This is a genomic window from Halobellus rarus, from assembly GCF_024494595.1.
In the GTDB taxonomy this organism is placed as follows: Archaea; Halobacteriota; Halobacteria; order Halobacteriales; family Haloferacaceae; genus Haloquadratum; species Haloquadratum rarum.
In genome coordinates this window covers 104,484-128,710 of the sequence record NZ_JANHDI010000014.1, presented here as the reverse complement: position 1 = coordinate 128,710, position 24,227 = coordinate 104,484, and the positions used below count along the sequence as shown (strand labels likewise).

25 protein-coding genes are annotated in these 24,227 nt (G+C 59.6%); 17 read left to right on the top strand and 8 right to left on the bottom strand.

Annotated elements, in window-relative coordinates; genetic code table 11:
- Positions 1–79 precede the first annotated feature (79 nt).
- From NO876_RS16385 to NO876_RS16365, 5 genes are all read right to left on the bottom strand, one after another.
- On the bottom strand, positions 80–718 hold the full coding sequence (locus NO876_RS16385) for a hypothetical protein (protein WP_256422742.1): 639 nt from the start codon (positions 716–718) through the stop codon (positions 80–82).
- Complete coding sequence (locus NO876_RS16380) at positions 708–2,027, bottom strand: hypothetical protein (protein ID WP_256422741.1); 1,320 nt, start codon at positions 2,025–2,027, stop codon at positions 708–710. Before NO876_RS16380 ends, NO876_RS16385 begins: the two co-directional genes overlap by 11 nt.
- Entirely contained in the window at positions 2,028–5,087 is a 3,060-nt protein-coding gene (locus NO876_RS16375; RefSeq protein ID WP_256422740.1) for a hypothetical protein, read from the bottom strand.
- A gap of 54 nt (positions 5,088–5,141) precedes the next feature.
- The gene (locus NO876_RS16370) at positions 5,142–5,789 is read right to left on the bottom strand and encodes a hypothetical protein (RefSeq protein WP_256422739.1); all 648 of its coding nucleotides are present in this window, start codon (positions 5,787–5,789) and stop codon (positions 5,142–5,144) included.
- A 216-nt stretch (positions 5,790–6,005) separates the two neighbouring features.
- The gene (locus NO876_RS16365; RefSeq protein ID WP_256422738.1) at positions 6,006–6,296 is read right to left on the bottom strand and encodes a winged helix-turn-helix domain-containing protein; all 291 of its coding nucleotides are present in this window, start codon (positions 6,294–6,296) and stop codon (positions 6,006–6,008) included.
- Between the two features lie 204 nt (positions 6,297–6,500).
- Between NO876_RS16365 and NO876_RS16360 the strand changes: the two genes are divergently transcribed.
- The 14 genes from NO876_RS16360 to NO876_RS16295 all read left to right on the top strand — a co-directional run bounded on the left by NO876_RS16360 (position 6,501) and on the right by NO876_RS16295 (position 17,451).
- A complete protein-coding gene (locus NO876_RS16360) occupies positions 6,501–6,860 on the top strand; it encodes a PadR family transcriptional regulator (RefSeq protein WP_345780771.1) in 360 nt (119 codons plus the stop codon).
- Positions 6,860–7,048 (top strand): hypothetical protein, encoded by a 189-nt coding sequence (locus NO876_RS16355; RefSeq protein ID WP_256422737.1) that lies wholly within the window; start codon positions 6,860–6,862, stop codon positions 7,046–7,048. Before NO876_RS16360 ends, NO876_RS16355 begins: the two co-directional genes overlap by 1 nt.
- Positions 7,048–7,881, top strand: a complete 834-nt coding sequence (locus NO876_RS16350) for an Rpo12/RPC10 RNA polymerase subunit family protein (protein ID WP_256422736.1) — start codon at positions 7,048–7,050, stop codon at positions 7,879–7,881. Before NO876_RS16355 ends, NO876_RS16350 begins: the two co-directional genes overlap by 1 nt.
- A complete protein-coding gene (locus NO876_RS16345) occupies positions 7,878–8,216 on the top strand; it encodes a hypothetical protein (protein ID WP_256422735.1) in 339 nt (112 codons plus the stop codon). Before NO876_RS16350 ends, NO876_RS16345 begins: the two co-directional genes overlap by 4 nt.
- On the top strand, positions 8,209–8,658 hold the full coding sequence (locus NO876_RS16340; RefSeq protein ID WP_256422734.1) for a hypothetical protein: 450 nt from the start codon (positions 8,209–8,211) through the stop codon (positions 8,656–8,658). Before NO876_RS16345 ends, NO876_RS16340 begins: the two co-directional genes overlap by 8 nt.
- Entirely contained in the window at positions 8,648–9,205 is a 558-nt protein-coding gene (locus NO876_RS16335; protein WP_256422733.1) for a hypothetical protein, read from the top strand. Before NO876_RS16340 ends, NO876_RS16335 begins: the two co-directional genes overlap by 11 nt.
- Entirely contained in the window at positions 9,202–10,158 is a 957-nt protein-coding gene (locus NO876_RS16330) for a DUF6884 domain-containing protein (protein ID WP_256422732.1), read from the top strand. The genes NO876_RS16335 and NO876_RS16330 overlap by 4 nt, the downstream gene beginning before the upstream one ends.
- The gene (locus NO876_RS16325) at positions 10,148–11,179 is read left to right on the top strand and encodes a tyrosine-type recombinase/integrase (RefSeq protein ID WP_256422731.1); all 1,032 of its coding nucleotides are present in this window, start codon (positions 10,148–10,150) and stop codon (positions 11,177–11,179) included. Before NO876_RS16330 ends, NO876_RS16325 begins: the two co-directional genes overlap by 11 nt.
- A 262-nt stretch (positions 11,180–11,441) precedes the next feature.
- Complete coding sequence (locus tag NO876_RS16320; RefSeq protein WP_256422730.1) at positions 11,442–11,687, top strand: DUF7996 family protein; 246 nt, start codon at positions 11,442–11,444, stop codon at positions 11,685–11,687.
- A gap of 83 nt (positions 11,688–11,770) precedes the next feature.
- Positions 11,771–12,022, top strand: coding sequence for a DUF8006 family protein (locus tag NO876_RS16315; RefSeq protein ID WP_256422729.1), 252 nt, complete (start codon positions 11,771–11,773; stop codon positions 12,020–12,022).
- Between the two features lie 66 nt (positions 12,023–12,088).
- A complete protein-coding gene (locus tag NO876_RS16310; protein WP_256422728.1) occupies positions 12,089–12,622 on the top strand; it encodes a DUF5815 family protein in 534 nt (177 codons plus the stop codon).
- Between the two features lie 115 nt (positions 12,623–12,737).
- A complete protein-coding gene (locus tag NO876_RS16305) occupies positions 12,738–12,962 on the top strand; it encodes a helix-turn-helix domain-containing protein (protein WP_256422727.1) in 225 nt (74 codons plus the stop codon).
- Positions 12,963–13,057: 95 nt separating this feature from the next.
- Positions 13,058–16,303 carry a carbamoyl-phosphate synthase large subunit gene (gene carB, locus NO876_RS16300; protein ID WP_256422726.1) on the top strand — a complete coding sequence of 1,082 codons (3,246 nt, stop codon included), beginning with the start codon at positions 13,058–13,060 and terminating at the stop codon, positions 16,301–16,303.
- A 536-nt stretch (positions 16,304–16,839) separates the two neighbouring features.
- On the top strand, positions 16,840–17,451 hold the full coding sequence (locus NO876_RS16295; protein ID WP_256422725.1) for a DUF6149 family protein: 612 nt from the start codon (positions 16,840–16,842) through the stop codon (positions 17,449–17,451).
- Positions 17,452–17,487: 36 nt separating this feature from the next.
- Here NO876_RS16295 and NO876_RS16290 read toward each other — a convergent pair whose 3' ends face one another.
- Positions 17,488–18,855, bottom strand: coding sequence for an NAD(P)/FAD-dependent oxidoreductase (locus NO876_RS16290; protein WP_256422724.1), 1,368 nt, complete (start codon positions 18,853–18,855; stop codon positions 17,488–17,490).
- Positions 18,856–18,975: 120 nt separating this feature from the next.
- Here NO876_RS16290 and NO876_RS16285 point away from each other — a divergent pair, with 120 nt between their 5' ends.
- Positions 18,976–19,851: a homoserine kinase gene (locus NO876_RS16285; protein WP_256422723.1), complete on the top strand. Its 876-nt coding sequence runs from the start codon at positions 18,976–18,978 to the stop codon at positions 19,849–19,851.
- Between the two features lie 138 nt (positions 19,852–19,989).
- Here the strand turns inward: NO876_RS16285 and pdxS are convergent, their stop codons facing one another.
- Positions 19,990–20,898, bottom strand: coding sequence for a pyridoxal 5'-phosphate synthase lyase subunit PdxS (gene pdxS, locus NO876_RS16280; RefSeq protein ID WP_256422722.1), 909 nt, complete (start codon positions 20,896–20,898; stop codon positions 19,990–19,992).
- A 198-nt stretch (positions 20,899–21,096) separates the two neighbouring features.
- Between pdxS and NO876_RS16275 the strand changes: the two genes are divergently transcribed.
- On the top strand, positions 21,097–21,876 hold the full coding sequence (locus tag NO876_RS16275) for a DUF1405 domain-containing protein (RefSeq protein WP_256422721.1): 780 nt from the start codon (positions 21,097–21,099) through the stop codon (positions 21,874–21,876).
- A 113-nt stretch (positions 21,877–21,989) separates the two neighbouring features.
- Positions 21,990–23,072 carry a hypothetical protein gene (locus NO876_RS16270; RefSeq protein WP_256422720.1) on the top strand — a complete coding sequence of 361 codons (1,083 nt, stop codon included), beginning with the start codon at positions 21,990–21,992 and terminating at the stop codon, positions 23,070–23,072.
- Between the two features lie 27 nt (positions 23,073–23,099).
- On the opposite strand, the gene NO876_RS16265 is transcribed toward NO876_RS16270, so the two are convergent.
- On the bottom strand, positions 23,100–24,191 hold the full coding sequence (locus NO876_RS16265) for an aminopeptidase (protein ID WP_256422719.1): 1,092 nt from the start codon (positions 24,189–24,191) through the stop codon (positions 23,100–23,102).
- Between the last annotated feature and the right edge of the window lie 36 nt (positions 24,192–24,227).

Below are 24,227 nucleotides of genomic sequence, written 5' to 3'. Positions count from 1 at the left end.
TGTAGCCGTGTTGGGGTAAATAGGCTTGGAAGTGGGGAATGAACGATGAACTGCAAATCTCATTAGAGAGCTTTCACGGCTAAATCTGGATTACTGATGTCTTTACGAAAGTTGGAAACATTTTGGGTGCTGGAGAGCGACTGTCGCCTTCGGATGGGACTGAAACACAAGGTATTCTAATTCCACTCGCTACGTCCCTCAAGGTGTCCGCTTCAGGGAATGACGTAAAAAAGGGGATATATGTTCTAAATTCCTTCGAATATACTGTTAAGCTAATATCTAAACGACGGACTGTTTCTGAATGCACGTTTTTGTTAACCTCAATTGAATTCTCTGCATTTTTGTTTTTCCACTGTTGTGCTAACGCTCTAACATCACTCTGAGTGGGACTTTCTGAATTAACATAATTTTGAGGGATTTCTTGAATTTGATACGTTAGATCAGCAATTACATCTCTACTTTTTGGACTATCGTTATAAGACGGTGCTTCAACTCCAGTTGACTCCGTCGTGTCATCAGAGAAGGATTCGAAGCGTTGAATTCCATTTTCGCTACGGTTAAAAAGAACCGGAAGAAGTGTATTCAGATCACCACCGCCATCGACACCAATCCAGACAATTGCGTCGGGTGAGATTGTTCTCTCTGTGAAGTTTTTGCTGTCGAAGTGGAATCTCGGAGATCTGCGATCTATATCCGCAATTACTTTCTCATTTGTCATAGATAGTCAACTTGATAGGAATAGAGTTCTGGACACCTTCTACAGCCTCAATATCATAGTCGCCTAACCAGACTTCTCCCTGCTCAATAAGTTCTCTTAATAATTCAATTGTAGCAGTTTCAAGCTCCGTTTCAAGTTCTGAATTGCGCCCTGAAATCCACTCTCTAGTTCTGATTAGGATATTCACCGCCTCCTTCGGGTTTTTACTGAGAGCGGTACTAAATTCATCTATTTGATTAAACTCGGCAGGAGGATCGAATTCAAACTGGTTACAATATGTCTTGACGATTGAAGCGGTTGTTTCCCATTCTTCTATTATGTGTTTTTGCCATCTTTCGTATGTCGATGATAATTCAGACAATTCTAATTTGAGATCTTGGACTTCGTTATATTCTTTCCCTTTAGTGCGAGAATAGGTCTCTATCAAATTATTCGTTGTACTGTCATCCAGATTGTCTGTCTTGGAGATCTGTTCAATTGACTCAAGCAGTGGTTGTCTCTGTAATAATTCGTCGGTGTCCTCAGCAACAGTGCTAAGACGAGTGGAAATATTTGAGACGTCTTGTGTTAGAATTTCTCCTATCTGCTCACGGTAGACTTCTTCAAGATTGATATCATACGATGAAAATTCTGCTGCTACTTCATCCAGTTTATCTAACTGTTTTCTGATGACATCGGTATTGTCGGACAGATATGGATAGTTATCGACGGAATGTTGAAGTGGTAATTCGTCCTCTGGTATCCACGTGTATTCTGACAGAAGCCCAGAAAGACTCTTCAACTGCTCGTAAGACTCCGTCGTTTCGTTTAATATGTCATTCAATTCATCTCCTGGGGAGGATAGTAAAGAGGGGTCCCTCTGTATCTCACTTCTCACATATTTTCGAGGGATCTCGTCTAAGGCATCCACCGAAATAAGATGATCATCAAATTGTCCACGAGCACTATCTAGAGTGCTTTTATTATTATCGACAATCCTTGAGACTATTCTATCTAACTGAACCTCAGATAATTCTAAATCGATAATTGAAAGAAATTTGTCGATGCGTGTTCTCAGAGCCTCAATGAGTGGTTCCTTATATGCTTCCTCCAGTTCCTGTCTTATTTCTTTGATCTGGTCGGGGGGAATCTCGTTCTCTTGGTACTGTTCATAGTCTTCGATTCTTTCTAAGAAGGAAGTTTGTTCTGCCTCCGTTCGATTAGACCAATCTTTGCCTGCTTTATCAAGCCATTCAACAAACTGGTTATATTGGCGTATGTTCTCTTCGAGTCTGTTGATCGTTGTTTCTAACTCTTCTTTTAGGACCATTTAGGCTCCCCCCCGAATAGTGGAAATGAATTCAATAAATGATTCGCGCAGTTCACTTTGAGCTTCTTCTTGTTTGGTCTCTAGTTCATCTACTGTAGAAAAGAGGTCTAATAGTTCGCTGACCTTGTCAATATCTTTTTCAGCTTTTTTGGAGATACGCGAGAGTGTTTCGGTGTCTGAAGGCTGGATAGTGTCTGCACCAACCTGTCCTTGAAAATTAAATACTTCATCTCCCAGATCTCCAATTTCCTCTTCTATTTCATTCCTAGAGCAATTGAAATGAGTATTTACAATATCTGATCCGTTGACCCGGGATTCCAACTGGGAAAATTTGCCTTTAAGATTTTCGACTGAATACAATTCAGTACCTAAGATAGCCCCTTCAACGGTATTAACAGATGATTCAATCTGATTGATATACGCATTCAGGATCGTGTTAAAGACAATTCCAATGGTTGCCAACTGCGAGTTAGACTCACACCTTGTTCTTAAGTCTCTAACATCTCTTCCGACTGTTCGAATGTGTTCTGTCTTGTTCTTTATTTTGTCATATTTTATTTCTACCGGGCTCCCATAACCGGAAGGTGGTGTGAGAATTTCATTTTTTGTTTGTATCTTTTTAGATACATTCTCTAATCGAGATGCTAGATCTTCCAATTGAGAGATTTGGGTTTCTAATTTCTCAATAACTTTTTCTGAATTTTGCGTAGATGAACCATCTAGATATGTCCCCCAAAGGAACTCAGGACCTAGATGTGCTCGTAATCTGGTGCCGTTTATGATATCTATCGCATCACTTTCCGCACCCATATCTGTGAGTATGTCTAATTCTTCACTCATTTCGCTTAGACTAAGTAAATACTCCTGTAGATGATCTATACTCGGATCTCTCCCTTCCTGAGATGAGACATATAATTTTCTTGTCGATCTAACAGGGTCTGAGTAACCCGTTTCTGAGAAGACGTAAGTGAGAAACTGTTGAAAGCCAAATTCTTGACCTGAGGCTTCGATATAACCTTCATCTATTCCGTTCAAAAGTTCCTTACGCAAATCGATGTAGCTGTGATTTGTGTCAATGTCCGCAACGGAACATACTAATGCGAAAGAAAGTCCTCTCCGTGGCAGACTACCTCCTCCGTACATTCCGGGTGGAGCTTCCTCGTCTAAATGAGACTCCGCCCATACTGGGGTGTTCGTATCACGTCGGGAGTAGTGTTGCCTGAAATCATCTAAGCAGTCATTTACGGCGGATTCAGAAATATTATACACTTGATCAAAGAGAGTTTGAATCGTATTTCTGTTCTCTCGATCCGGCTCAGAATCTAACGCATTATTGATCTTATTTTGGGTTACTGGCTGTTCGATTCCAAAGTTATCTTCCAAGTAAACCCGCAATTGAATTAAAAAGTCCCATAGCCGTGATGCAGTTTCGGTAATGACTTGAATTCTTTGAACCTCAATAAGTTGCGTTAACTTCTCAGAATTATCAACATCCGCCAAATCAAGATCTGGGATTATAATACAATATGTTTTTTGAATATCTCGTGGTTTGGCAGCCTTTTCAATTACGCTATTCACACTATCGATGTTTGGACAAAAATACACTTCATATCCAATATGGCCCGAGTCAATATTTGGGTCGATCTCGATCCCTGTGTGAATATTATCCCTTAGTTCGTTGGTAGCCGTTTTTGTGAGCTGGTTCGGATTTACAGCTACTGATGGGTATGCTTCGGAAACAATAGAAGGTCGAATAGACCAAGCCCCGTGTTCACTGTCTATGTTATTGTAGAACCGATCCGACCAAGAAACCCGGAATTCGTTTGTAGACACTTCTTCGACTATCTCGTTAGCTTTTGCCCTTATCGAACCACGTGGTTCAAAAGAGGTAATGAGATCTTGTAGAAGCTTTAGAAACCCTCCAACAGATTTATTTTCTGTTAACATATTTGCAGGCAAGTAATGTGTACTCTCTTTCCAACTAGACTTAGTCGAAAGACTGTCACATAGCCGATTCAAATTTCGCTCTACCATCTCTTTACTAGCGGGAGGAGCATCGACGGAAGAAATATTTAGAATAATATCCAGACTGAGGCCCTTCATATTATCAACCGAAATCGAGTCTCCTGAAGGAGACTGTATTTCCCAATCAGGGTATTCATTTTTTAGGAATAGAATTGCTTTCCGAGCATTATCCCACTGACCACGATCAACATCACTATTCGTCCAAACGTCTTTATTCAAAGGACTCGTGCCTTCAAAATCCAAGCTACTAACCCACTGGACCCACGCTGAGATATCTTCGTCAGTGGATGGGGCCTCTTCTATCAGCTTATTACTCCAACCAACTCTTCCCCTAGCAAGCCACCAAATTCCATTGGCAAGGTCAGCGTTTTTACCATTGTTCAGAAGGTTTCTTTGAACATCTTCAACATCTAGAAGAGGGATACGAACTTCCCTAAACCGCGCATAATCTGCTTCGCCCAAAAACTCATAGGCTGATACCAACCCGAAGGCCCATAGCTGATAGACCCCCTCCGTGTCGTCCAAAATTATGCGTAATGGGTTTTCATCATCAACCAGGTCTTTCGATCGTAAGTCTGTATATGCTTGCTCAACCTCATCAACCAGTAACACTGCATAATTCTCATCAAACGAACCCTCATTTACTACATCCTTCAACCAAGCAAGTCGATCTTCTTCTCGCTCCCAGTTTGGCAACCAATCCGCGTCTTTCCCCTCAATAAGTGCCTGAACTTGAGTCGTGGTACGTTGAGACAGCCATTTAGCGATATCTTCTGATTCAGATTTTTCGAACTCTTTAAAAATTGATTTTGCGTCTGTATACAACGCTGGAAGTCCATTTTCCCAACAAAAGTCAAATGAGTGGTATAACAACTGTGTCTTCCCACACCGATAAGGACCGACCACAGCGAGGGGATCTGCTTCGCCCCCCTCAGCCACAGTTGATATCTTCTGTTCTACTACTTCTCGTGTTTTTTTGTGGTCATCAGTGATATCCTTCCAGTTCTTAGTTGGAGTTGCCTGACGCTGCTTCATTGATTAAGAACTCTCGGCGATATTAAATAAAAGCTGGCCTCCGGATTCACGAGCTTAAGGTATAGTGAACGATTTCCTATCCCGTGAAAGAGAGAACCCGAGATAAGGCTTCACTCGAATAACTACAACATAATCCACAGAAGATCCTTCTGTGACTGGCCAGCCATCAATGCTATATGAGTTAGTCATACCGGGTTCAATTGTAGAATTATCCGTTGATAGGTTTTTCCAAGGTGTATTTGAGTCATCATATATGTCATACAATTTATACTGAACTGTCGGATTTTGTAATTTTCTTCCTCCAATATTCCGCACTTGGAACTCAAATTTGAAACCCTGTGTATCTTTTTCGTTAGTATGTTCGCTATCGTAGTATCTATCGGGTTTTTCAATCCTTGGCATTGGTGTGTTTTTATCGAATATATTATCGAAGAATAGTACACTTGCATAAAATAGCGTGACTAATACTATGGCTGTCGATTGCAGGATCTGGCCCACTATTAGTACTGCCAATAAGGAAAAAACCCCTACACTGACCGTTGAATAAAGTTTCGGAATTCGACCTGATTTAACTAATATATTTAATGCTTGTTCTTTTAATGGAGTTGGGCCTTCAGACAATTTATTATAGGCAACGAAAAGAATCAATGTAGCAAATACAAAACTTATCGGTAAGAGAGGAGAGTGGTCTATTCTAGTCACACCCTATTATGTTGTGATACAATACAAAAATCCATCTACGTAAATCATTGGCAGCAATCCATTGTAATCCCACAGTTTATGTCGGATGAATAAAAGGCGAATTTTCACTGTTTCCAATTATTCGATCACGGCCCCACGCCGCCTATTACCCACACACGCATCTGACCGTCTGTGGTCAACACAGAAACAAGCGCAATTCAGCCCGAAAGCAACGGATCAGTCGTCGACGGGCTCAAGCTCGGAAGCATCAAGGTCCTCGTCGAGGTAGGCGATTCCCTTCTCGGAGATTCGATAGAGACCACGCGAAATCCGCTCTGTCAGTCCGAACTTCGTGAGCGTTGGGAGTCGATCTTGAGCGTGTCCGGCCGATGGTCCACCGAGATCGTCGACAGCCTGCGGTGTCAGATTGCCGTGCTCCCTGAGGAGTTCGAGAATCCGGTCATCCGAAGGGACCATCCAATCCGCAGACTTTCGCATTACATCCATTGCCTTATCGAGAACCGTCATATTACCACCGATCACGTGTATTTACCGGTGTTAGCTCTATAATTGCAGGGGTTAGCTCATAGTTCACTGAGCAATGCTCAGTAAAGTATAAGTCAGCTGGATTTAAACGACGAAGTGACCCAGCCCTTCCGGGCCAGAAGGCCCGACGTGTTGGAGCACGCCGGGGTTGGGTCGAATCCCGTCCAAGGGATTTTCAATCGACCCATGAGCGAATCAGCGAACCAGGGCCAAAACGATTGCCCACAGACCCAGTCGAATCGATACCACAACCACGGCGACATCTTCGCCGATCTCCCCGCGTTCGCCCGCGATATGCTTTGGGCGATCGCCCGCCGCGGACCCAGCAAGGGCGTCGCGTTGAAGAACGAGATCGAGGCGTACTACCGCGAACCGCAGAACCACGGGCGCGTCTACCCGAACCTCAACCGCCTCGTCGACGACGGGCTGGTCGAGAAGGAAGCACGCGACAAGCGCACGAACGAGTACGCGCTGACCGAGCACGGCGAGGCCGTCCTGGAGGCCCGCCGCGCGTGGCTCGCCGGCGACGACGAGGAGGGCGCGTGATGGCGATCGCGCATCCCGCCGGCCGGAGCAATCGCGTCCGGCTGGTCCGGTGTCCCGCCTGCGGGCGAAAGCTCTCCACGCTCCGCGTCCGCACGAGCACGCACATCGCCTCGCACCTGCCCGAGGACTTCGGACTGACTCCACTCGGGGAGATCGACGCGCGGTACGTTCCGAGAGGTGAGGCCTGATGGCGGCGCGTTCTCCGGAGCTGTGGACCGTCACCGGTCCGCGGTGTCCGATCTGCGGTGCGGTCGTCACGGGTATCTCGGCGCGCGCTCCCGGCCGGCGTACGCTGGAACCCTGCGGCCACGAGACGGGCTTCCTGCCCGCGGGCGAATTCCGCGCCCGTGAACGAATGGACGAAAGTGGGCGAATACTGACCGACGGCGGCGCGCCGGAGCGTACCGAAACTCGGTGTCGAATCGATACCAACGAGATCGAGCGGCTCCGATACGACTCGAACGGCGTTCTCCACTTCGAGACTGACGCTTCGACGGCCGCGTTCACGGACTCCGGAGAACGGAGCAGCGTGCTCTGTGGCGCGCTGCTTCCAGGATCGGGGCTTCCGGTCCGTTCGTCTCGAATCCGCGATGAGCGCCGCCGTGGAAACGTCTGCGATACGTGTTTCTCGCATCTCTGCGGTCGCATCGAAACAGACGGCGGACGACCCACCTGCGCCGAGTGCGGGTCGGAGCTTCCGGAGGAGATCGATCCGGGAACGGGCGTCTACTGTCCGAACTGCGGCCACGGGCAGCTCGTCAGCGACGGCGGCGTTCCCGAGCACGTCGACGAGGATCTGTTCGAGGCCGTCGCGTCGATCCCCGACGCCGACGTCGAGAGCATCGCGCAGTACGACGACCGCGCGGGTCACTTCGTGATCGAGAGCGAACCCGACGACCAGGACGTCGAGGAGATCGACGAGGCGCTGACGGAGGCCGGCTACGAGCGGAACGGCCATCTGCCGGTGCCGGGGATGACCCAGCAGAACTTCGCGCCCATCGAGGACGGTGATGCGCGATGAGTAGTTCCGAGACGTTCACGCGGCTCGACGTCGAGGAGCGTCGTGATCTCCTCGGGCGGCTCGAAGCGGTCGAATCCGGCGCGCAGGTTCGGTTATCCTACGATTCGACGCGAAGCTCGAACGACCAGAGCATCGAGGCGCGCGTCGTCGACCACGACGCCGTCGCCCTGTACGGTTTCACGAGCGATCTGAAAGGCGACGTCTTCGTTCAGGTCTGGAATATCGAAGCGAAGCACCACGAGGGAATCGTCATCAAGACGACCGGCGGACGGTCGACGAATCGACAGCCCCGTCTCGGAGAACTCCTCGACGTCGAGGTGATCAGCGATGAGTGAATGGGAAGAGAACGGCGAAGAACACACTCTCCTGCTCGTCGAGGAGGATGTCGTCGACGAGCCCCATCTCTATCAGGCTTCGATGCTGGGGCACGGTCCCGACTCCCACCAAGTCGAGATCGTCGAAGACGCGATGCGAAAACTCGTGAGTGTCGCCGAAGAGATCACTGGAGAGCCACATCGATTCGTCAAAGAATCGGACGGCCCGGAGACCATCAAGAAAAACTTCGAGATGCATACGGAAGACGCTGAAGTGGTATACGGAGGGAACGACGATGCCGACCGCGGCGACGGTGTCGAGACCGACGGTGGTACCGATCCGAGCGAGTTACCGGATGAGGTCCAAAACGATCTGCGCGAGCGGGTTGAGTCGGCGGTCGAAGCGACGAGCGAGGCGCTCCGCGAACAGTTCGTGTCGGAGGTGCCTGTGGATGACGCGTGACTACTCGGAGCCGACTATCGAGCGAATGTCGTCCTCGCTCCAAGGAACCAGCGTCACGGGTCCGTCCTCGACGCTTCCGATCATCACCTGCTCACCGACCTCGATACCGGATCTCTCGACAGCTTCGGGCGGAACCGTGACCACCACTGAAGAGCCGTCCTCTCGTACTTTCCGAGTACTGTGTAGTTCTGCGTCTTCTTCAGTAGACATCGGATCAAACACCGACCCCGGTCCACAAGAAGCCACAGGTCAAGAGAAACGGCTCATTACCGACGGCGGCTCCTTCGAGGAACTGAACGCCCTGGAGCGCCAGGCCGACGCCCTCGAGGAGATCGCAGAGCAGCAGCGGATCCAGAACGCGGCGCTGCTGGAGTTGATCCGGACGTTCGACCATCGACTCCCGGAGCTGCACGATCACCCGCCGGCGGAACCGACGCCGCCTCGATCCGGGCGGAGTCTCGCCGGGTGGGTCGAAGACGCGGCGCTGGATCTGGACGAACGGGTCGACCTCGACGCGGTCGATCGTGTCTCGGAGGGGTCGCAGTGACCCACTCGAAGACGCTCGTGATCGTCGGGTGCGGTGCAGCCAAGCGCGACGAACCGACGCGAGCCGCGGACCTGTACACGTCGACGTACTTCGCGAAGAAGCGCGAGTACGCCGAGACGATCGGCGACGAGTGGTTGATCCTCTCGGCGGAGCACGCGCTCGTCACTCCCGATCGGGAACTCGATCCCTACGAGACGAGCATCGACGACCTCGACGAGGACCGCCTTGACGCGCTCGCGCATACGGTCGGGATGTCGCTGATCGACTGGATCGCGAACGAGGTCGGGAAGGGCGTCGAGATCGAGGAGATCATCGTCCTCGCGGGGCGGAGCTACCTCGACCCGCTTCGAGAGCGAGAGTCGTTCTCTTCGGGTATCGATCCGACCGTCACGTTCCCGCTTCAGACGAACGATCTCGGTGGAATCGGCGAGCAGATGGGATGGCTCTCCGAGCGCGTTAAGACCGAGAGCGCGGAACAGAGTCGGCTCGTCACCGACGGCGGATCGAACGTATCAGAAGACGAAAGTTCGAGACCTGGAGGAGCTACCGCTCAGTGTGTAGGTAACACGGAGTGTTCGTTTTATCAAAGGAATGTGTGGGAGGCATATCCCGCCGCAGTCGTTTTGCCAGAGGCACACTCCCGACTGAATAGTCGCGCTGACAGCTCATCAATACCCGCATTCACCCAGAAACGGACTGTGATAAATCAAGTGAATCACTGGTCGGGTCCAACTTCAGGTGGAGGAGAGTCTGAACAGCAACGGCTGGTGACTGACGGCGGACAAGATAGTCCCGGAGACGTCGTCTATCACGTCGTCTGTCACGGGTGCGACCACGAGGACGTCGTCGAGGACGATCGCGTGCTCGCGGCCGTGAACGAGGTTCTCCACCGGAAGCGCACGGGTCACGCTGTCGAGTACGCGGAGATCGGAGGTGATCCGCGTGAGTGTTGAGGACCTGGAGCCGATCACGCCGGAGGCCGCTCTCGACATCTACCTGGACGAGCGTCGCGGCGAGCTGGCCGCGGCGACGCTTCGCGATCACGAGTACCGCCTCCGGACGTTCACCGACTGGCTCGAAGAGCAGGGAATCTCGAATATGAACGATGTCGACGTTCGGACAGTCCACCAGTGGCGCGTCTGGAAGCGCGAGGACAACGGCGATCGTGATCCGTGTAACATTATGACGATGCAGGGGCAGGTCTCGACGCTGAAACAGTTCCTGCTCCGCGTCGCCGACCTTCGAGGCGTTCCGGAGACGCTTCCGGATCGGATCCGTGTCCCGTCGCCGTCGAAGGACGAGCAGAGCGACGACACGAAGATCTCCTCCGAACGGATGAAAGCGATTCTTGATTACCTCCGTCGGTACGAGTACGCCAGTCGGAAGCACGTCTCGCTTCTGTTAGCGTGGCGCGTTCCAGCGCGGCGCGGGGGAATCCGAGCGCTCGATCTGGAGGATTGGGATCCGGAAGACGGAGCGTTATCGTTTAGACACCGACCGCCGGAGACGCCGCTGAAAAACGGGGTTAGCGGTGAACGTGACGTGATTCTGAAGGACTGGGTCGCCGAGGTGGTCCAAGACTACATCGACGGCCCGCGCATCGGGATCGTCGACGACGAAGGTCGATCACCGTTAATCACGACGACCCACGGCCGTCCGGTCGTCTCGACGATCCAATCCTGGATGTACGATGTCACGCGCCCGTGCGAGATCAACGACGGGTGTCCGCACGATCGCGACATCGACGAGTGCGAGGCGAGTGGTGGGGGTGAGGCGAGTAAGTGCCCGTCGTCCCGTTCGCCGCACCAGATTCGGACCGGGAGCGTGACAGCGCACCGGACTGCTGGGACGCCGCGCCCCGTGATCAGTGATCGCGGGGACGCGTCCGAGGACGTGCTGGAACAGCACTACGACAAGGCGGGGAATCGGGAGCGCGCGCGCCGCCGCCAGAAACACATTCCGGACGATATCTGATGTCCCGAAACGGTTCAAATATGGCGGCACGAGTTGGTGAAACGGCCAAAACCGTGTTGGCCCACCTTCCACACGGACGGTCTCTGGCCGTCCGTGGTTGGGGCCCCACAACTCCCCAGCCACCTAACCTTCGACGACTCATATACTGAGAGCAGCTGCTCTATCCGACGTACCCAGTCGTGGGTGCGTTATCTCACCGCCGCCGCCGCGCGATAACCGCGTTCCGACAGGGTGAGGATGCTGCAGGTCAAAGACTCGAGCAATGAGCGACGACACGCGGAGCGAACACGACGGGGAGGAGCGCCTCTTCGAGTTGAGCCGTGACAAACTCCTGCTGGCAGCGATCCTCGTGGTCGGTATCGCGGGCTCGGGTATCGTGCGCCGACTGCTCGGCGAGCTCGGCTACAACGACCTCGGCGCGCTCGTATTCATGCTCGGATACGGTGGGATGATCTTCGCGATCTGGTACGGTTGGATCCGCCCGATGGACATCACCGGGCCGAACTGACTGCCACCCCCTCGGACAGGGGTGGGATCACCCACGAAGAACGGAACTTTAATACTCGATTCGCGCCGAAACTCCGGACAAGGATGCTCCCCCTACAGCTCGTCGACAGTTTCCTGCTCAACTACAACGTCGGGCAGGCGCTCCTGCTCGTCTTCGTGTTCGCGACAGTGGGCGTGCTCCCCCTGAAATCGCAGAAGCTCCTCGCGCTCAACACGATGGCGTTCGGGCTGATCTTCGCGTTGACGCCGCAGTCGCTCGTGCCGGTTCACTACCTCTTTCTCGGTCTGGCGCTCCTCGTCGTCGGCCCCCTGCTGTACGCGACCGCGAGCGAGTGACGCGGCGGGAACGCGACGCTGACCCGAGAGCGCGACGTTTAACCACTGCCGCCGACAACTGAATCTATGGCACAACCGCAGGTTCCGGGCGACGGCGGTGAGACGCTCGATCTGCCGTGTGGCGAGACCAGATCCGTCCGCTCGCTCGATCTGGGAATGCGGGAGTTCGAGTGTTCCTGCGGAGACGCACACGCGGTCGTGATGGACGTCCATCCTCCGGAGCGGTTCGTTCCCGAATTCCTCGTCTCGGTGCTTCGCGACGCCGTCTCGACGACCAGCGAGGAGATGCCGGAGTTCGGGACGGCGCATCTGATGGGCATCGTCCTCGAAGAGTTTCCCCAGCGGGTGGTCTCCGCCGACGTGAGCGACGACGGCGACGTCGGCGCGGGGATCCTCTGGGTGACCGACTTCGATTCGCGACGGCTACACGAGATCGTCGTCGAACTCGTCGTCGAACTGATGGAACACGCCGTCAGTCACGCCGACGACGACGATGCCGTCTCGGAGTTCGAACGGCAGATGCTCGATTTCGACGTGAGCGAGTTCGTCGCCGAATACCGCGCGGAGCGGGATCTGTCCGAAGACGACGTGTACGCTTGAGCGGGACGGCGTCACGCTCGTTCTCTCCGCATCGACCGGTTTTCCGCCCGCCGCTCCCGCCCGTCCGACGCCTGTCGCACTGAAACCTAAGCGTCGCCGGCGCGTCACCGCGAGTATGATCGCGACCCGGCCACCCGGGTTCGAGCAGCTTCTCGACGTCCTCGAGGACGCGGAGGAGCCCATAACCGCCCGCGAAATTCTGGATCGACTCCGCGAACGCGACGTCGACGCTTTCGAGACGACCTACAGGGTCGCGACCGTTCTCGGACAGATCGAAGAACGAGGCGGTCCGATCGACGTCGTCGAGGGAAGCCCCTACCGGTACCGGTTCGTCGAGTGAGGCTCCGTGGCGAGACGTTACGAATTTCGAAATGGCTTTTCGCATCTCGTAGTATTTCGCCGGGCTTATTACGATGTACGGACTTCAACAGCGTGATGACTGACGAGGACACCTCGACAGACGGTGCGGCAGCGTCCGAAGACCGGACGATACTGCTCATCGGCAGCGGACCCATTCAGATCGGACAGGCGGCCGAGTTCGACTACTCCGGCGCGCAGGCCTGCCGAGCGCTCCAGGAGGAGGGGGCGCGAGTCGTCCTCGTCAACTCGAACCCGGCGACGATCATGACCGACCCGGAGATGGCAGACCGGGTCTACATCGAGCCGATCACCCCGGAAGCGATCGCCGAGATCATCCGCGAGGAACAGCCGGACGGCGTGATCGCCGGACTGGGCGGACAGACCGGCCTGAACGTCACGGCCGAACTCGCAGAGCAGGGCATCCTCGAGGAGCACGACGTCGAGATTATGGGCACGCCGCTGGACACCATCTACGCCACGGAGGACCGCGACCTCTTCCGCCAGCGGATGGAGAACATCGGCCAGCCCGTCCCCGAATCGACGACCATCGTGCTCGACGACGACGAGGAGGTCCAGAGTCTGACCGAAGACGACCTCCGCGACCGCGTCGACGACGCCGTCGAGGCGGTCGGCGGCCTCCCGGTGATCGCGCGGACGACCTACACCCTCGGCGGGTCGGGGTCGGGCGTCGTCCACGAGAAGGAGGAACTGTACGAGCGCGTGCGCAAGGGCCTCCGCCTCTCGCGCAACAGCGAGGTGCTCATCACCGAGTCCATCTCGGGCTGGGTCGAACTCGAGTACGAGGTGATGCGCGACGCCGACGACTCCTGCATCATCATCTGCAACATGGAGAACATCGACCCGATGGGCATCCACACCGGCGAGTCCATCGTGGTCACGCCCTCGCAGGTCATCCCCGACGAGGGCCACCAGGAGATGCGCGACGCCGCGCTCGAAGTGATCCGCGAACTCGGGATCCAGGGCGGCTGTAACATCCAATTCGCCTGGCACGACGACGGCACGCCCGGCGGCGAGTACCGCGTGGTCGAAGTGAACCCCCGCGTCTCCCGTTCCTCTGCGCTGGCCTCGAAGGCGACCGGTTACCCGATCGCCCGCGTGACCGCGAAGGTCGCACTCGGCAAGCGCCTCCACGAGATCGAGAACGAGATCACCGGCGAGACGACCGCGGCGTTCGAGCCCGCGATCGACTACGTGGTCACGAAGATCCCGCGGTGGCCCAAGGACAAGTTCGACGACGTCGACTTCACGCTCTCGACGGCGATGAAGTCGACCGGCGAGGCGATGGCCATCGGGCGGACGTTCGAGGAGTCGATGCTGAAGGCGATCCGCTCGACGGAGTACGAGCCCGCGACCGACGTCGAGGCGGTCTCCGACGAGGTCCTCGAAACGGAGCTGCTCGAACGGCCGACGCCCGATAGAACGTACGCCATCTTCGAGGCGTTCGACCGCGGCTACTCCGTCGAGGACGTCCAGGAACTGACCGGCATCAAGGAGTGGTACCTCGAACGCTACCAGCGCGTCTCAGAGGCGATGGACGCCGCTCAGGAGGGCGACTTCACGACCGCCGCGACCGCCGGCGTCACGAACGCCGAGATCGCAGCTTCGACGGGTGCCACGGTCAGCGAGATCGAGACTGACGTCCCCGGCCGCACGTACAAGCAGGTCGACACCTGCGCCGGCGAGTTCGCCGCCCAGACGCCCTATTACTACTCCTCGCGCAAGCCCGAGTTCTACTCGGGTCCCTACGAGGGCGACGCCGCCGCGGGCGAGCTCCGCGTCGACCGCGACGTCGAGAGCGTCGTCGTCGTCGGCGGCGGCCCGATCCGCATCGGGCAGGGCGTCGAGTTCGACTACTGCTCGGTTCACGCCGTCCAGGCGCTGCGTGAGATGGGCATCGACGCCCACGTCGTGAACAACAACCCCGAGACTGTCTCCACCGACTACGACACCTCCGACGGGCTCTTCTTCGAGCCCATCACCGCAGAAGAGGTCGCAGACGTCGTCGAGGCCGCCGACGCCGACGGCGTGATGGTGCAGTTCGGCGGACAGACCTCGGTCAACATCGGCCACCCGCTGAAGTCCGAGATCGACCGCCGCGGCCTCGACTGCGAGATCCTCGGCACGAGCGTCGACGCGATGGACCTCGCGGAGGACCGCGACCGCTTCAACCGCCTGATGGACGACCTCGGCATCCTCCAGCCGGAGGGCGGCTCCGCGACGAGCGAACGAGAGGCGCTGGACCTGGCCAACGAGATCGGCTACCCCGTGCTCGTTCGCCCCTCCTACGTGCTGGGTGGCCGCGCGATGCAGGTCGTCCACTCCGACGAGGAGCTGAAGGAGTACATCGAGGAGGCCGTCCGCGTCTCTCCCGACAAACCGATCCTCATCGACCAGTTCCTCGCCGACGCGATCGAACTCGACGTCGACGCCGTCTCCGACGGCGAGCGCGCGATCATCGGCGGCGTGATGGAACACGTCGAGAGCGCGGGCGTCCACTCCGGCGACTCCGCGTGTATGATCCCGCCGCGTTCGCTGGACAACGAAACGCTGGCCCGCGTCCGCGAGGTCACAGAAGACATCGCGACCGCGCTCGACACGGTCGGCCTCTTGAACGTCCAGTTGGCCGTGAAGGACGGAGAGGTGTACGTGCTGGAAGCCAACCCGCGCTCCTCGCGGACGGTCCCGTTCGTCTCGAAGGCGACGGACGTCCCGATCGCGAAGCTCGCGGCGAAAGTGATGGCCGGCGAGACGCTCGACGACCTCGACGTCGACGAGAAGATCCCCGGCGACGTCAGCGTCAAGGAGGTCGTTCTGCCGTTCGACCGCCTGCCCGGTTCGGACCCGCGTCTCGGCCCGGAGATGAAGTCCACCGGCGAAGTGATGGGCACGGCTTCCACCTTCGGAAAGGCCTACGACAAGGCCCAGGACGCGACGGGCAAGCCGATCCCCGAGTCCGGTACCGCGTGGGTCGACCTCTCGGCCGACGAGTTCCCCGAACCCGAGAGCGAGGACGGGAAGGCGCTCCGCGCCGGCTACGACACGCACTTCGATCTCGCGACGTTCGACGACGAGGACGCACTCGTCACGGCGATCCGCGCCGGTGAGGTCGATCTGGTCGTCTCCCGCGACCGCGACGCGCTGGAGGTGTGCGTCGAGGAGGAGATCACGTACTTCTCGACGACCGCCTCCGCGTTCGCCGCACTCGAAGCGCTCGACACCAAGGACGATCCCATCGACGTCGAGGCCGTCTCCGACCGCCCGCGCCGCGTCGAGCAGTGGGGCGCGCGCTCGGACGACTGAGACGATAGGGACGACGGCTGACTGACTGTTTTTTCGATCTCTCGACGTTTCTCGACCGGACGTAGGTTTATATACGAACCCGCGGCCAGAGCCCCCGTGATCTGACGACGGCCCGCGTCGGGTCGCGGTTGCTCGGCACGTCGACGCGGGACACGGACGACGGCGCTGCGAGGACGTCGTCGCGGGCGGTGTGCCGACTGTTCGCCCACGAGACAGCGTCGGCTTTACGATGCAGAACGCCTTCGGAAGGCGATGGCCCCGGAGAACTGCCGGGCGGGAATGGAACGGGCCGCGGTCTCGGCGTCTCCACGAGCGAAGCGAGTGGATGGCTCGTCACGAGCGGAGCGAAGTGACGGCGAAGGCGCGCGACGCAAGCACCGCAGGAGTGAGCGGAGCGAACGACGAGGAGCACAGCGAGCGCACCGAGTCGAGACCGCGGGGGCTTCCGAAGTGTTCCCAGCCGTGGCGGACTTCGCCGCTCAGCATCGGTAGTGAACGCGTGTCATTCAAGTTCGCCCGGTCCCAACGCCGACTCGATGAAACTCCGCCAGAACATCCGCCACTTCGCGGCGAAGAAGGCGCTGACGATGCCGGTCGTCGGCGACATCGCGACGGACAAACTCGTCGACCTCCACGTCCGCGTGTTCGGCGAAAAGGCCGATCCAGACCACCGCGAGGAGCGCGAGCCGCATATGGCGACGTTCTTCGAGTTGACGTTCGACACGTACGTCCGCGCGCTCGAAGAGGGGTTCACCGAGGCGGAGGCCAGAGAGATCACGCACGTACAGGCGAATTTCGACTTCTACAACCACGGCTGGACGGAGATGATGGAGTTCCCGGTCGAGGAACTGGAGACGCACTACGAGCGCTACGAAGAATTCTTCGAGCGCTACGACATCGACATCGCGAACCCGCTGGGGAACTTCCGGACGAAGGAGATCCCGGACGCGCCGGCGACGCCGGAGCGCCTCGACGATCCGGAGCACCCCCACGCCGAGGGCGGCTTCGCCGACGACGTCTACGTCGAGGGCGACGACGGCGAGGTCCGCGTCGGCGGCCGCGAGGAACCCGAGGACGTCGACGTCGAGATCGCGCCCGGCCTCCAGGACGTCGACGCCGAGAGCGACGCCGACGAGACCGAGGCCTGAGTTCGAACGCGCTCTCGGAACATCGTCGGACTTCCTTCAGTCCTCGAACTCGAATCCGGTCGCCGATTCGGGCTCAGTTTCGTCGTCGGCTTCCCCCGACGCCTCGATCCGGTCGGCCACCTCGTAACCGGCGACGATTCCCCCGTTGAGCGATCGCTCGGGGTACTGTGCCTCCGAGGCCATCCCGGCGTAGTAGACGCCCTCGCCGACCGCCTCGTCGAGGTGGTACGGAACCACGAGATCGAGGTAGCCGCGCTCGTAGATCGGCGCGGCCCGGGGGTTGCGCGCGACCCGACACTCGGTGACCGCGGACCGATCGAAGTCGGGGAACATCGATTCGATCTCGTCGAGCCACGTCTCTCTCACCTCGTCGTCGTCCATCCGCCACAGGTCTTCCTCGCTATCCTGGACGTACGCGGCGACGTAGAGGAGGTGATCGCCGCCGTAGCGCTCCCGCTCGACGAAGTTCGTGTGTTCGACGAGCGCGCCGAAAGGGGCGTCGTGCGCGACGTTCAGCCAGTAGGTGTCGAGCAGCGACTCCTCCATCGTGAGGAGCCCGCAGATCGCCCCCTGGAAGTCGATCTCGCAGGGGAAGCCCGTCAGCGACTCCAGGACGTTCGGCATCGTCGCGACGACGGCGGCGTCGACGTCGTGTGACTCTTGTTTGCCGTCGCGTCCGACTGTCAGCGACTGCACCCGCCCGTCCGCCACGGTGAGGTCCGTCACGGGCGCGTCGGTCGCGATGTTCTCCCGCCCGACGGCGTCGACGAGGGCGTCGAGCAGGACGCCGAACCCGCCGTCGAAGTAGCCGAGGATCTCCCCGCGGAGGAGGTCCCGCTCCCCGCGGAACCGAACGCGGCCGAGGAACCAGGCCGCCGAGATGTCGTCCTTTCTGTCCCCGTACTTGCCGTCGAGGAGCGGATCGACGAAGTTCTCGTAGACGCTCTTCGTCGTGTGTTCCTCGACGAACTCCCGGACCGTGACGTGCTCGTACTCGGAGAGGTCGTCGTAGGCGTCGAAGTCGGGGACGAGCCCGCGCACGTCGATCCCCTGGGTGAGCATCCCCAGCCTGAACTTGTCGTAGAGGCTCATGTGCGGGTACGCGAGGATCTCCCACGGGGTATCGAGCGGGTGGACGACGCCGTCGACGTAGTAGCCGTTGGTCCCGACGCGCCACTCGATCCGATCACCGAGCCCCAGCTCTTCGGCGAGTTCGACGATCGTCTCCTCCGATTTCGAGAGGTGGTGATAGAACTTCTCGATGTCGTCACCGCGGGTCTCGTACGTGGCCGCGAGGCCGCCCAACTGGTCTGCGGCCTCGAAGACTCGCACGTCGTGGCCGTGCCGTTGCAACCGATAGGCGGCCGCGAGTCCCGCGATCCCGCCGCCGACGACGCCGATCATACGCCCCCTACTCGACTGGCCGGAAAGTGCTTTCCGTTCCGACGCTCCCGACTCGCTCGAACGAGTTCCACGGTACCGTCGTTCGCTACCTTTTTACCCTCGTTGGGCAACCTGACGCGTATGCAGACGGTCAGGGCCCCGGCGACGAGCGCGAATCTCGGAAGCGGATTCGACGTCTTCGGCGTCGCCCTCGACCGCCCCACCGACGTCGTCCGCGTCGAGAAGGCCGATCGGACGACCATCGAGATGACCGGCGTCGGGAGCCAGTACATCCCCGAAGACCCCGAGAAGAACGTCGTCGGTGCCGTCGCGGAGGCGCTCGACGCCCCCGCACACATCAAGATCGACAAGGGGGTTCGCCCCTCGTCTGGACTCGGCTCCTCCGCGGCCAGCTCGGCCGGGGCGGCCGTCGCGTTGAACGCCCTCTACGACCGGGGCCTCTCCAGGGAGGAACTCGTCCCGGTCGCCGCCGAGGGCGAGGCGGTCGTCTCCGGCGAGGCCCACGCCGACAACGTGGCCCCGGCGCTGCTCGGCGGATTCACCGTCGCCCGCGGCGACGCGGTCACCGCCGTCGACGCCTCGATCCCGCTGGTGGCCTGTCTCCCGGAGATCGCCGTCTCGACCCGCGACGCCCGCGGCGTCGTCCCCACCTCGGCGTCGATGGAGGACGTCGTCCACACCGTCGGCTCGGCGGCGACGCTCGCGGTCGGGATGTGCCGCGACGATCCCGAACTGGTGGGGCTCGGGATGGACGAGCGCGTCGTCACGCCCGCCCGCGCGGAACTCATCACCGGCTACGACGCCGTCCGCGAGGCGGCGCTCGAGGCGGGCGCGGCGGGCGTCACCGTCTCCGGGGCCGGCCCGGCCGTCATCGCGCCGTGTCGAGACTCGAACCGCCGACACGTGGCCGCGGCGATGGTCGACGCCTTCGCGGACGCCGGCGTCGAGTCCCGGGCGTACCAGACACGCGTGAGTCAGGGCGCGACGCTGTACTGATCGGTTCCCGTCCGGTTGGTCGATCTCCGCGTTTTCTTTCGTTCCGCCTCCCGCTTCGGTCTCTCAGCCGACGCGCTACGTCTGGCTATCGCGTGATACGGACCCGCGGAATTCAGTAAAAACGGTGGATTCGCCGGCCTAGACGCCGCGGCCCTGCAGTTTCTCCTCTTCGGGGAGGTCCGTGTTGGATTCGCCTTTCATCCCCTTGCCGAGGTTCGAGGCGATCTCGGCGAGTTCGTCGGGGTCGTCCCAGTTGTTGACGGCCTCGACGATGGCCTCGCCCATCTCCGGCGGGTTCTCCGCGCCGAAGATACCGGAGCCGACGAAGATACCGTCGCACTCGTGGTGCATCATCAGCGCCGCGTCGGCGGGCGTCGCGATGCCGCCGGCGGCGAAGTTCACGACGGGGAGACGGCCCATCTCGGCGGTCTCGTGGACGAGTTCGGCGGGGGCCTCGTTCTCTCGAGCCCACTTCTCGCGCTCCTCGTGGGTCTTCCCTTCGAGTTCGCGGATCGCGCCCTTGATGTTGCGCTGGTGGTGGACGGCCTGGTTCACGTCGCCGGTTCCGGCCTCGCCTTTCGTCCGGATCATCGCCGCGCCCTCGTCGATCCGACGGAGCGCCTCGCCAAGGTTGCGCGCGCCGCAGACGAACGGCGCGGTGAAGTCGCGCTTGTCGATGTGGTAGCGCTCGTCGGCGGGCGTGAGCACCTCGCTCTCGTCGATCATATCGACGCCGACCGACTGGAGGATCTGCGCCTCCTTCGTGTGACCGATGCGGGACTTCCCCATCACCGGGATCGAGACCGATTCGACGATCTCCTTGACGTCCGCGGGATCGGCCATCCGCGCGACGCCGCCGCGCTTTCGGATGTCCGCGGGGACGGCTTCGAGCGCCATCACCGCGACCGCGCCGGCTTCCTCGGCGATTCTCGCTTGTTCGGCGTCGACGACGTCCATGATGACGCCGCCCTTCTGCATCTGCGCGAACCCGCGCTTGACGAGGTCGGTCCCGCGTCGGAGTTCGGTCAGATCGGTCTCCTCGGGCATATCTCTCGATTACGGTCGAACGTACTTAAACCGTTGAGTCACGCCGTCGGCGTGGCGTTCGGCGGTCGCGAGCCGCCGATGGATTCGCCAGAGACGGGTCTCGGTCGCGGCGGTCGACGGGAGTCCGTCCCGGTCAGGGGTCTCCCCCTTCGCTACCGGAACCGCCACCGCTTTTTCGCCTGGATTCGAGCGTCGGGTATGGAACCGTCCCGCGCGTCGTCTTCGGTACTCCACGACCTCGTCTCGGGCGACGGGCTCCCGACCGCCGACGACCTCCCGCGGTGGCTCGCACCGCTGCCGACGTGGCTCGAAAACGTCGGCCTCCGCTTCGCCTGGCTCGTCGTCGCGATCAACCTCCTCGGGACCGCGTTCGGCTTCTGGTACTACGGCTTTCACCCCCTGCCGCTGTCGGATCCGCTCATCACCTGGCAGTTCGCCGCGGAACCGGTCGCGATGTGGCCGTTCGTCCCCGACAGCCCGATGGCGACGCTCTTCATCGCCCTGGCCTTCGCCAGTTGGAAGCTCGGTCGGACGAACGAGTACCTCGCGGCGTTGGCCTTCTTCGGCTGCTGGAAGCTCGGGCTGTGGACGCCGTACGTCCTCACGGTGTTTTCGGAGGCCTTCCTGCAGACGACGTGGCTACCGCTCTACGTCTTCCTGTTCGTGAGCCACCTCGCGATGGTCGTTCAGGCGTTCGTCCTCCACAGGATCTCCGAGTTCCCGGTCCGCGCCGTCGCCGTCGCGCTCGCGTGGTACGGCCTCAACGACGTCGTCGACTACTTCGTCCCGATCGTCGGCGATCCGCACCACACCTCGCTGCCGCTCGCGGACGCGACGGTCGTCGGGATCGGCGGCGGGACGACGGTGCTTCAGCTCGCGGCCGCCGGCGCGGTCGTGCTCACGTTCGTCGCGACGTTCTTCGCGCTCGCGACGCGCGTGAAGAAGTTGGAGCTGCGGGTCGACGGCAGTCGAGACTGACGGCCCGTCGCCCTCGGCGTCGACGACTGATGCCCGAGATTCCGAACCCGACGACTGCCGTCCTGGACGTCGACGCACACGTTTTTCCCCGTGACGCGCGAACCGGTTTTCCGATGAGCGACCTCTTCGACGCCGTCGCCGACCTCCCCCTCTCGATCGAATCGGCCGAGCGGACCCGACGCGAGCGCGACACCTCCAGCGGGTTCGTCCGGACGACGACCACGTTTCATCTCTCCGGGCCGGCGTCGGCGGACGCCGGAACGAGTGGATCAGTTCACACCGGCCGCGGCGAGGACGTCACCTACGACACCGAAGATCACGACGCCCTCGCGGACGCGCCGGCGTTCGATTTCGCCGGCGAGTACACGTTCGCCGAGTTTTCGTCCCGCCTCGACGAGATCGACCTGTTCCCGACGAAGGCTCCCGAGCGCGAGACGGCGCGGCACTATCGCCGCTGGGCGGTCGAGTCGGCGGCGCTGGATCTCGCGCTCCGGCAGAACGGCCTGTCGCTCTCGGCGGTTGTCGACCGCGACGCCGAGCCGGTCCGCTTCGTCGCCTCGATGCGACTCGGCGACCCGCCGACGACCGATCGGCTCGACGCGGTCCTGGACGCCTACCCCGGCACCGAGTTCAAACTGGACCCGACGCCCGACTGGGACGCGGACGTCGTCGACGCCGTCGCGGCGACCGAGGCGGTCCGCATTCTGGACCTGAAGGGGCTCTACGAGGGCACCGAGGTCGACGCCGATCCGGATCCGGACCTCTACGAGCGGCTGCTCTCGGCGTTCCCCGACGCCGTCATCGAAGATCCGGGACTGACCGACGAGACGCGCCCGCTCTTCGACGGTGAGGAGGACCGAGTCTCGTGGGACTATCCGATCACGGGCGTCGAATCCGTCGAAGAGCTGCCCTTCGAGCCCGAGTGGCTGAATATCAAACCCTCGCGGTTCGGCACGGCCGAGTCGCTGTTCGAGACGATCGAGTGGGCCGAGGCCCGTGGCGTGTCGCTCTACGGCGGCGGGCAGTTCGAACTCGGCGTCGGCCGCGACCACGTCCAACTGCTCGCGTCGCTGTGCTATCCCGACGGGCCGAACGACGTCGCCCCCGGCGGCTACAACGACCCCGAGGTGGCTCCGGGGCTGCCGACGAGCCCGCTCGCCGCGCCGGAGAATACGACCGGACTGTCGTGGGAGTAGGAGGCGAAACGGAAGGCCGAAGCCGGCTCAGGCCTCGTCGAAGCCGTCCTCGAAGACGAACGTCCCGTCGCGCTGGACGACCTCGCCGTCGACCTCGATCACCGAGTCCTCGCTCATATCGACGATCATATCGACGTGTTCGGCGCTCTCGTTGCGCTCGTTCTCCTCGCCGACGGTGTCCGGGTACGCCGAGCCGACGGCCATGTGGACGGTGTCGCCCATCTTCTCGTCGAAGAGCATGTTGTACGTGAACCGATCGATCGCGCGGTTCATCCCGATGCCGAGTTCGCCGAGGTAGCGCGCGCCCTCGTCGGTCTCGAAGATGCCGTCGAGCACGTCCTCGTTGCGGCCGGCGCTGTAGGACTCGACGCGGCCGTCCTCGAAGCGGACGCGCACGTCTTCGATCTCTCGACCCTGGCGATACAGCGGCATATCGAAGTGGACCTCGCCGTCGACCTCGTCTCTGACGGGCGCGGTGAACACCTCGCCGCCCGGGAGGTTCGCCTCGCCGAAGTCGTTGAGCGTCTCGTTGCCCGCGAGGCTCATCGTGACGTCGGTCTCCTCGCCCGACCGGATTCGAACCTCGTCGGCGTCGTCGAGGATCTCGACCATCTGTTCTTGGTGCTCGCGCTGTTTCTCCCAATCGAGGCTGACGGCGTCCCACACGAAGTCCTCGTAGCCTTCCGTGCTCATTCCCGCGAGTTGCGCGTTACCCGACGTGGGGTACTGCGTGAGGCTCCACGTCTTCGAGAGTCGCTCCTGAAGGACGGGCTTCATCGCGCGGCGGTAGGCGGCGTTGCGCTCGGGGTCGACGTCCGACGTCTCGGTGGCGTTGACGTCCCCGCGGACGGCGACGTAGACGTCCATCTCCTCGTACATCGCGAGCAGGTGCTCCGGCGTCTCGAAGTCGCCGTCGTGGTTCCGGAGGAACGCCCGGGTCGCCCGGGAGTCGCTGTTGATCGAGACGGGGTGTGCCCCGCGCTCGGCGCACTCCTCGTGGAGTGCGACCACCAGGTCTTCGGCCGCCGCCGGCGCGCTGATCACCACGCGGTCGCCGGATTCGATACCCGTGGAGTGGTCGGCGACGGTCCGTGCGTGCTCGCGGATTCGCGGGTCCATACCCGAAGGTCGTCCGTCCGGACCAAACGCCTTTCG

Coding starts and splice junctions, on each gene's coding strand:
- NO876_RS16385 (WP_256422742.1), bottom strand. CDS start 718: ATGACAAATGAGAAAGTAATTGCGGATATAGATCGCAGATCTCCGAGA.
- NO876_RS16380 (WP_256422741.1), bottom strand. CDS start 2,027: ATGGTCCTAAAAGAAGAGTTAGAAACAACGATCAACAGACTCGAAGAG.
- NO876_RS16375 (WP_256422740.1), bottom strand. CDS start 5,087: ATGAAGCAGCGTCAGGCAACTCCAACTAAGAACTGGAAGGATATCACT.
- NO876_RS16365 (WP_256422738.1), bottom strand. CDS start 6,296: ATGACGGTTCTCGATAAGGCAATGGATGTAATGCGAAAGTCTGCGGAT.
- NO876_RS16360 (WP_345780771.1), top strand. CDS start 6,501: ATGAGCGAATCAGCGAACCAGGGCCAAAACGATTGCCCACAGACCCAG.
- NO876_RS16355 (WP_256422737.1), top strand. CDS start 6,860: ATGGCGATCGCGCATCCCGCCGGCCGGAGCAATCGCGTCCGGCTGGTC.
- NO876_RS16350 (WP_256422736.1), top strand. CDS start 7,048: ATGGCGGCGCGTTCTCCGGAGCTGTGGACCGTCACCGGTCCGCGGTGT.
- NO876_RS16345 (WP_256422735.1), top strand. CDS start 7,878: ATGAGTAGTTCCGAGACGTTCACGCGGCTCGACGTCGAGGAGCGTCGT.
- NO876_RS16340 (WP_256422734.1), top strand. CDS start 8,209: ATGAGTGAATGGGAAGAGAACGGCGAAGAACACACTCTCCTGCTCGTC.
- NO876_RS16335 (WP_256422733.1), top strand. CDS start 8,648: ATGACGCGTGACTACTCGGAGCCGACTATCGAGCGAATGTCGTCCTCG.
- NO876_RS16320 (WP_256422730.1), top strand. CDS start 11,442: ATGAGCGACGACACGCGGAGCGAACACGACGGGGAGGAGCGCCTCTTC.
- NO876_RS16315 (WP_256422729.1), top strand. CDS start 11,771: ATGCTCCCCCTACAGCTCGTCGACAGTTTCCTGCTCAACTACAACGTC.
- NO876_RS16310 (WP_256422728.1), top strand. CDS start 12,089: ATGGCACAACCGCAGGTTCCGGGCGACGGCGGTGAGACGCTCGATCTG.
- NO876_RS16305 (WP_256422727.1), top strand. CDS start 12,738: ATGATCGCGACCCGGCCACCCGGGTTCGAGCAGCTTCTCGACGTCCTC.
- carB (WP_256422726.1), top strand. CDS start 13,058: ATGACTGACGAGGACACCTCGACAGACGGTGCGGCAGCGTCCGAAGAC.
- NO876_RS16295 (WP_256422725.1), top strand. CDS start 16,840: ATGAAACTCCGCCAGAACATCCGCCACTTCGCGGCGAAGAAGGCGCTG.
- NO876_RS16290 (WP_256422724.1), bottom strand. CDS start 18,855: ATGATCGGCGTCGTCGGCGGCGGGATCGCGGGACTCGCGGCCGCCTAT.
- NO876_RS16285 (WP_256422723.1), top strand. CDS start 18,976: ATGCAGACGGTCAGGGCCCCGGCGACGAGCGCGAATCTCGGAAGCGGA.
- pdxS (WP_256422722.1), bottom strand. CDS start 20,898: ATGCCCGAGGAGACCGATCTGACCGAACTCCGACGCGGGACCGACCTC.
- NO876_RS16275 (WP_256422721.1), top strand. CDS start 21,097: ATGGAACCGTCCCGCGCGTCGTCTTCGGTACTCCACGACCTCGTCTCG.
- NO876_RS16270 (WP_256422720.1), top strand. CDS start 21,990: ATGAGCGACCTCTTCGACGCCGTCGCCGACCTCCCCCTCTCGATCGAA.
- NO876_RS16265 (WP_256422719.1), bottom strand. CDS start 24,191: ATGGACCCGCGAATCCGCGAGCACGCACGGACCGTCGCCGACCACTCC.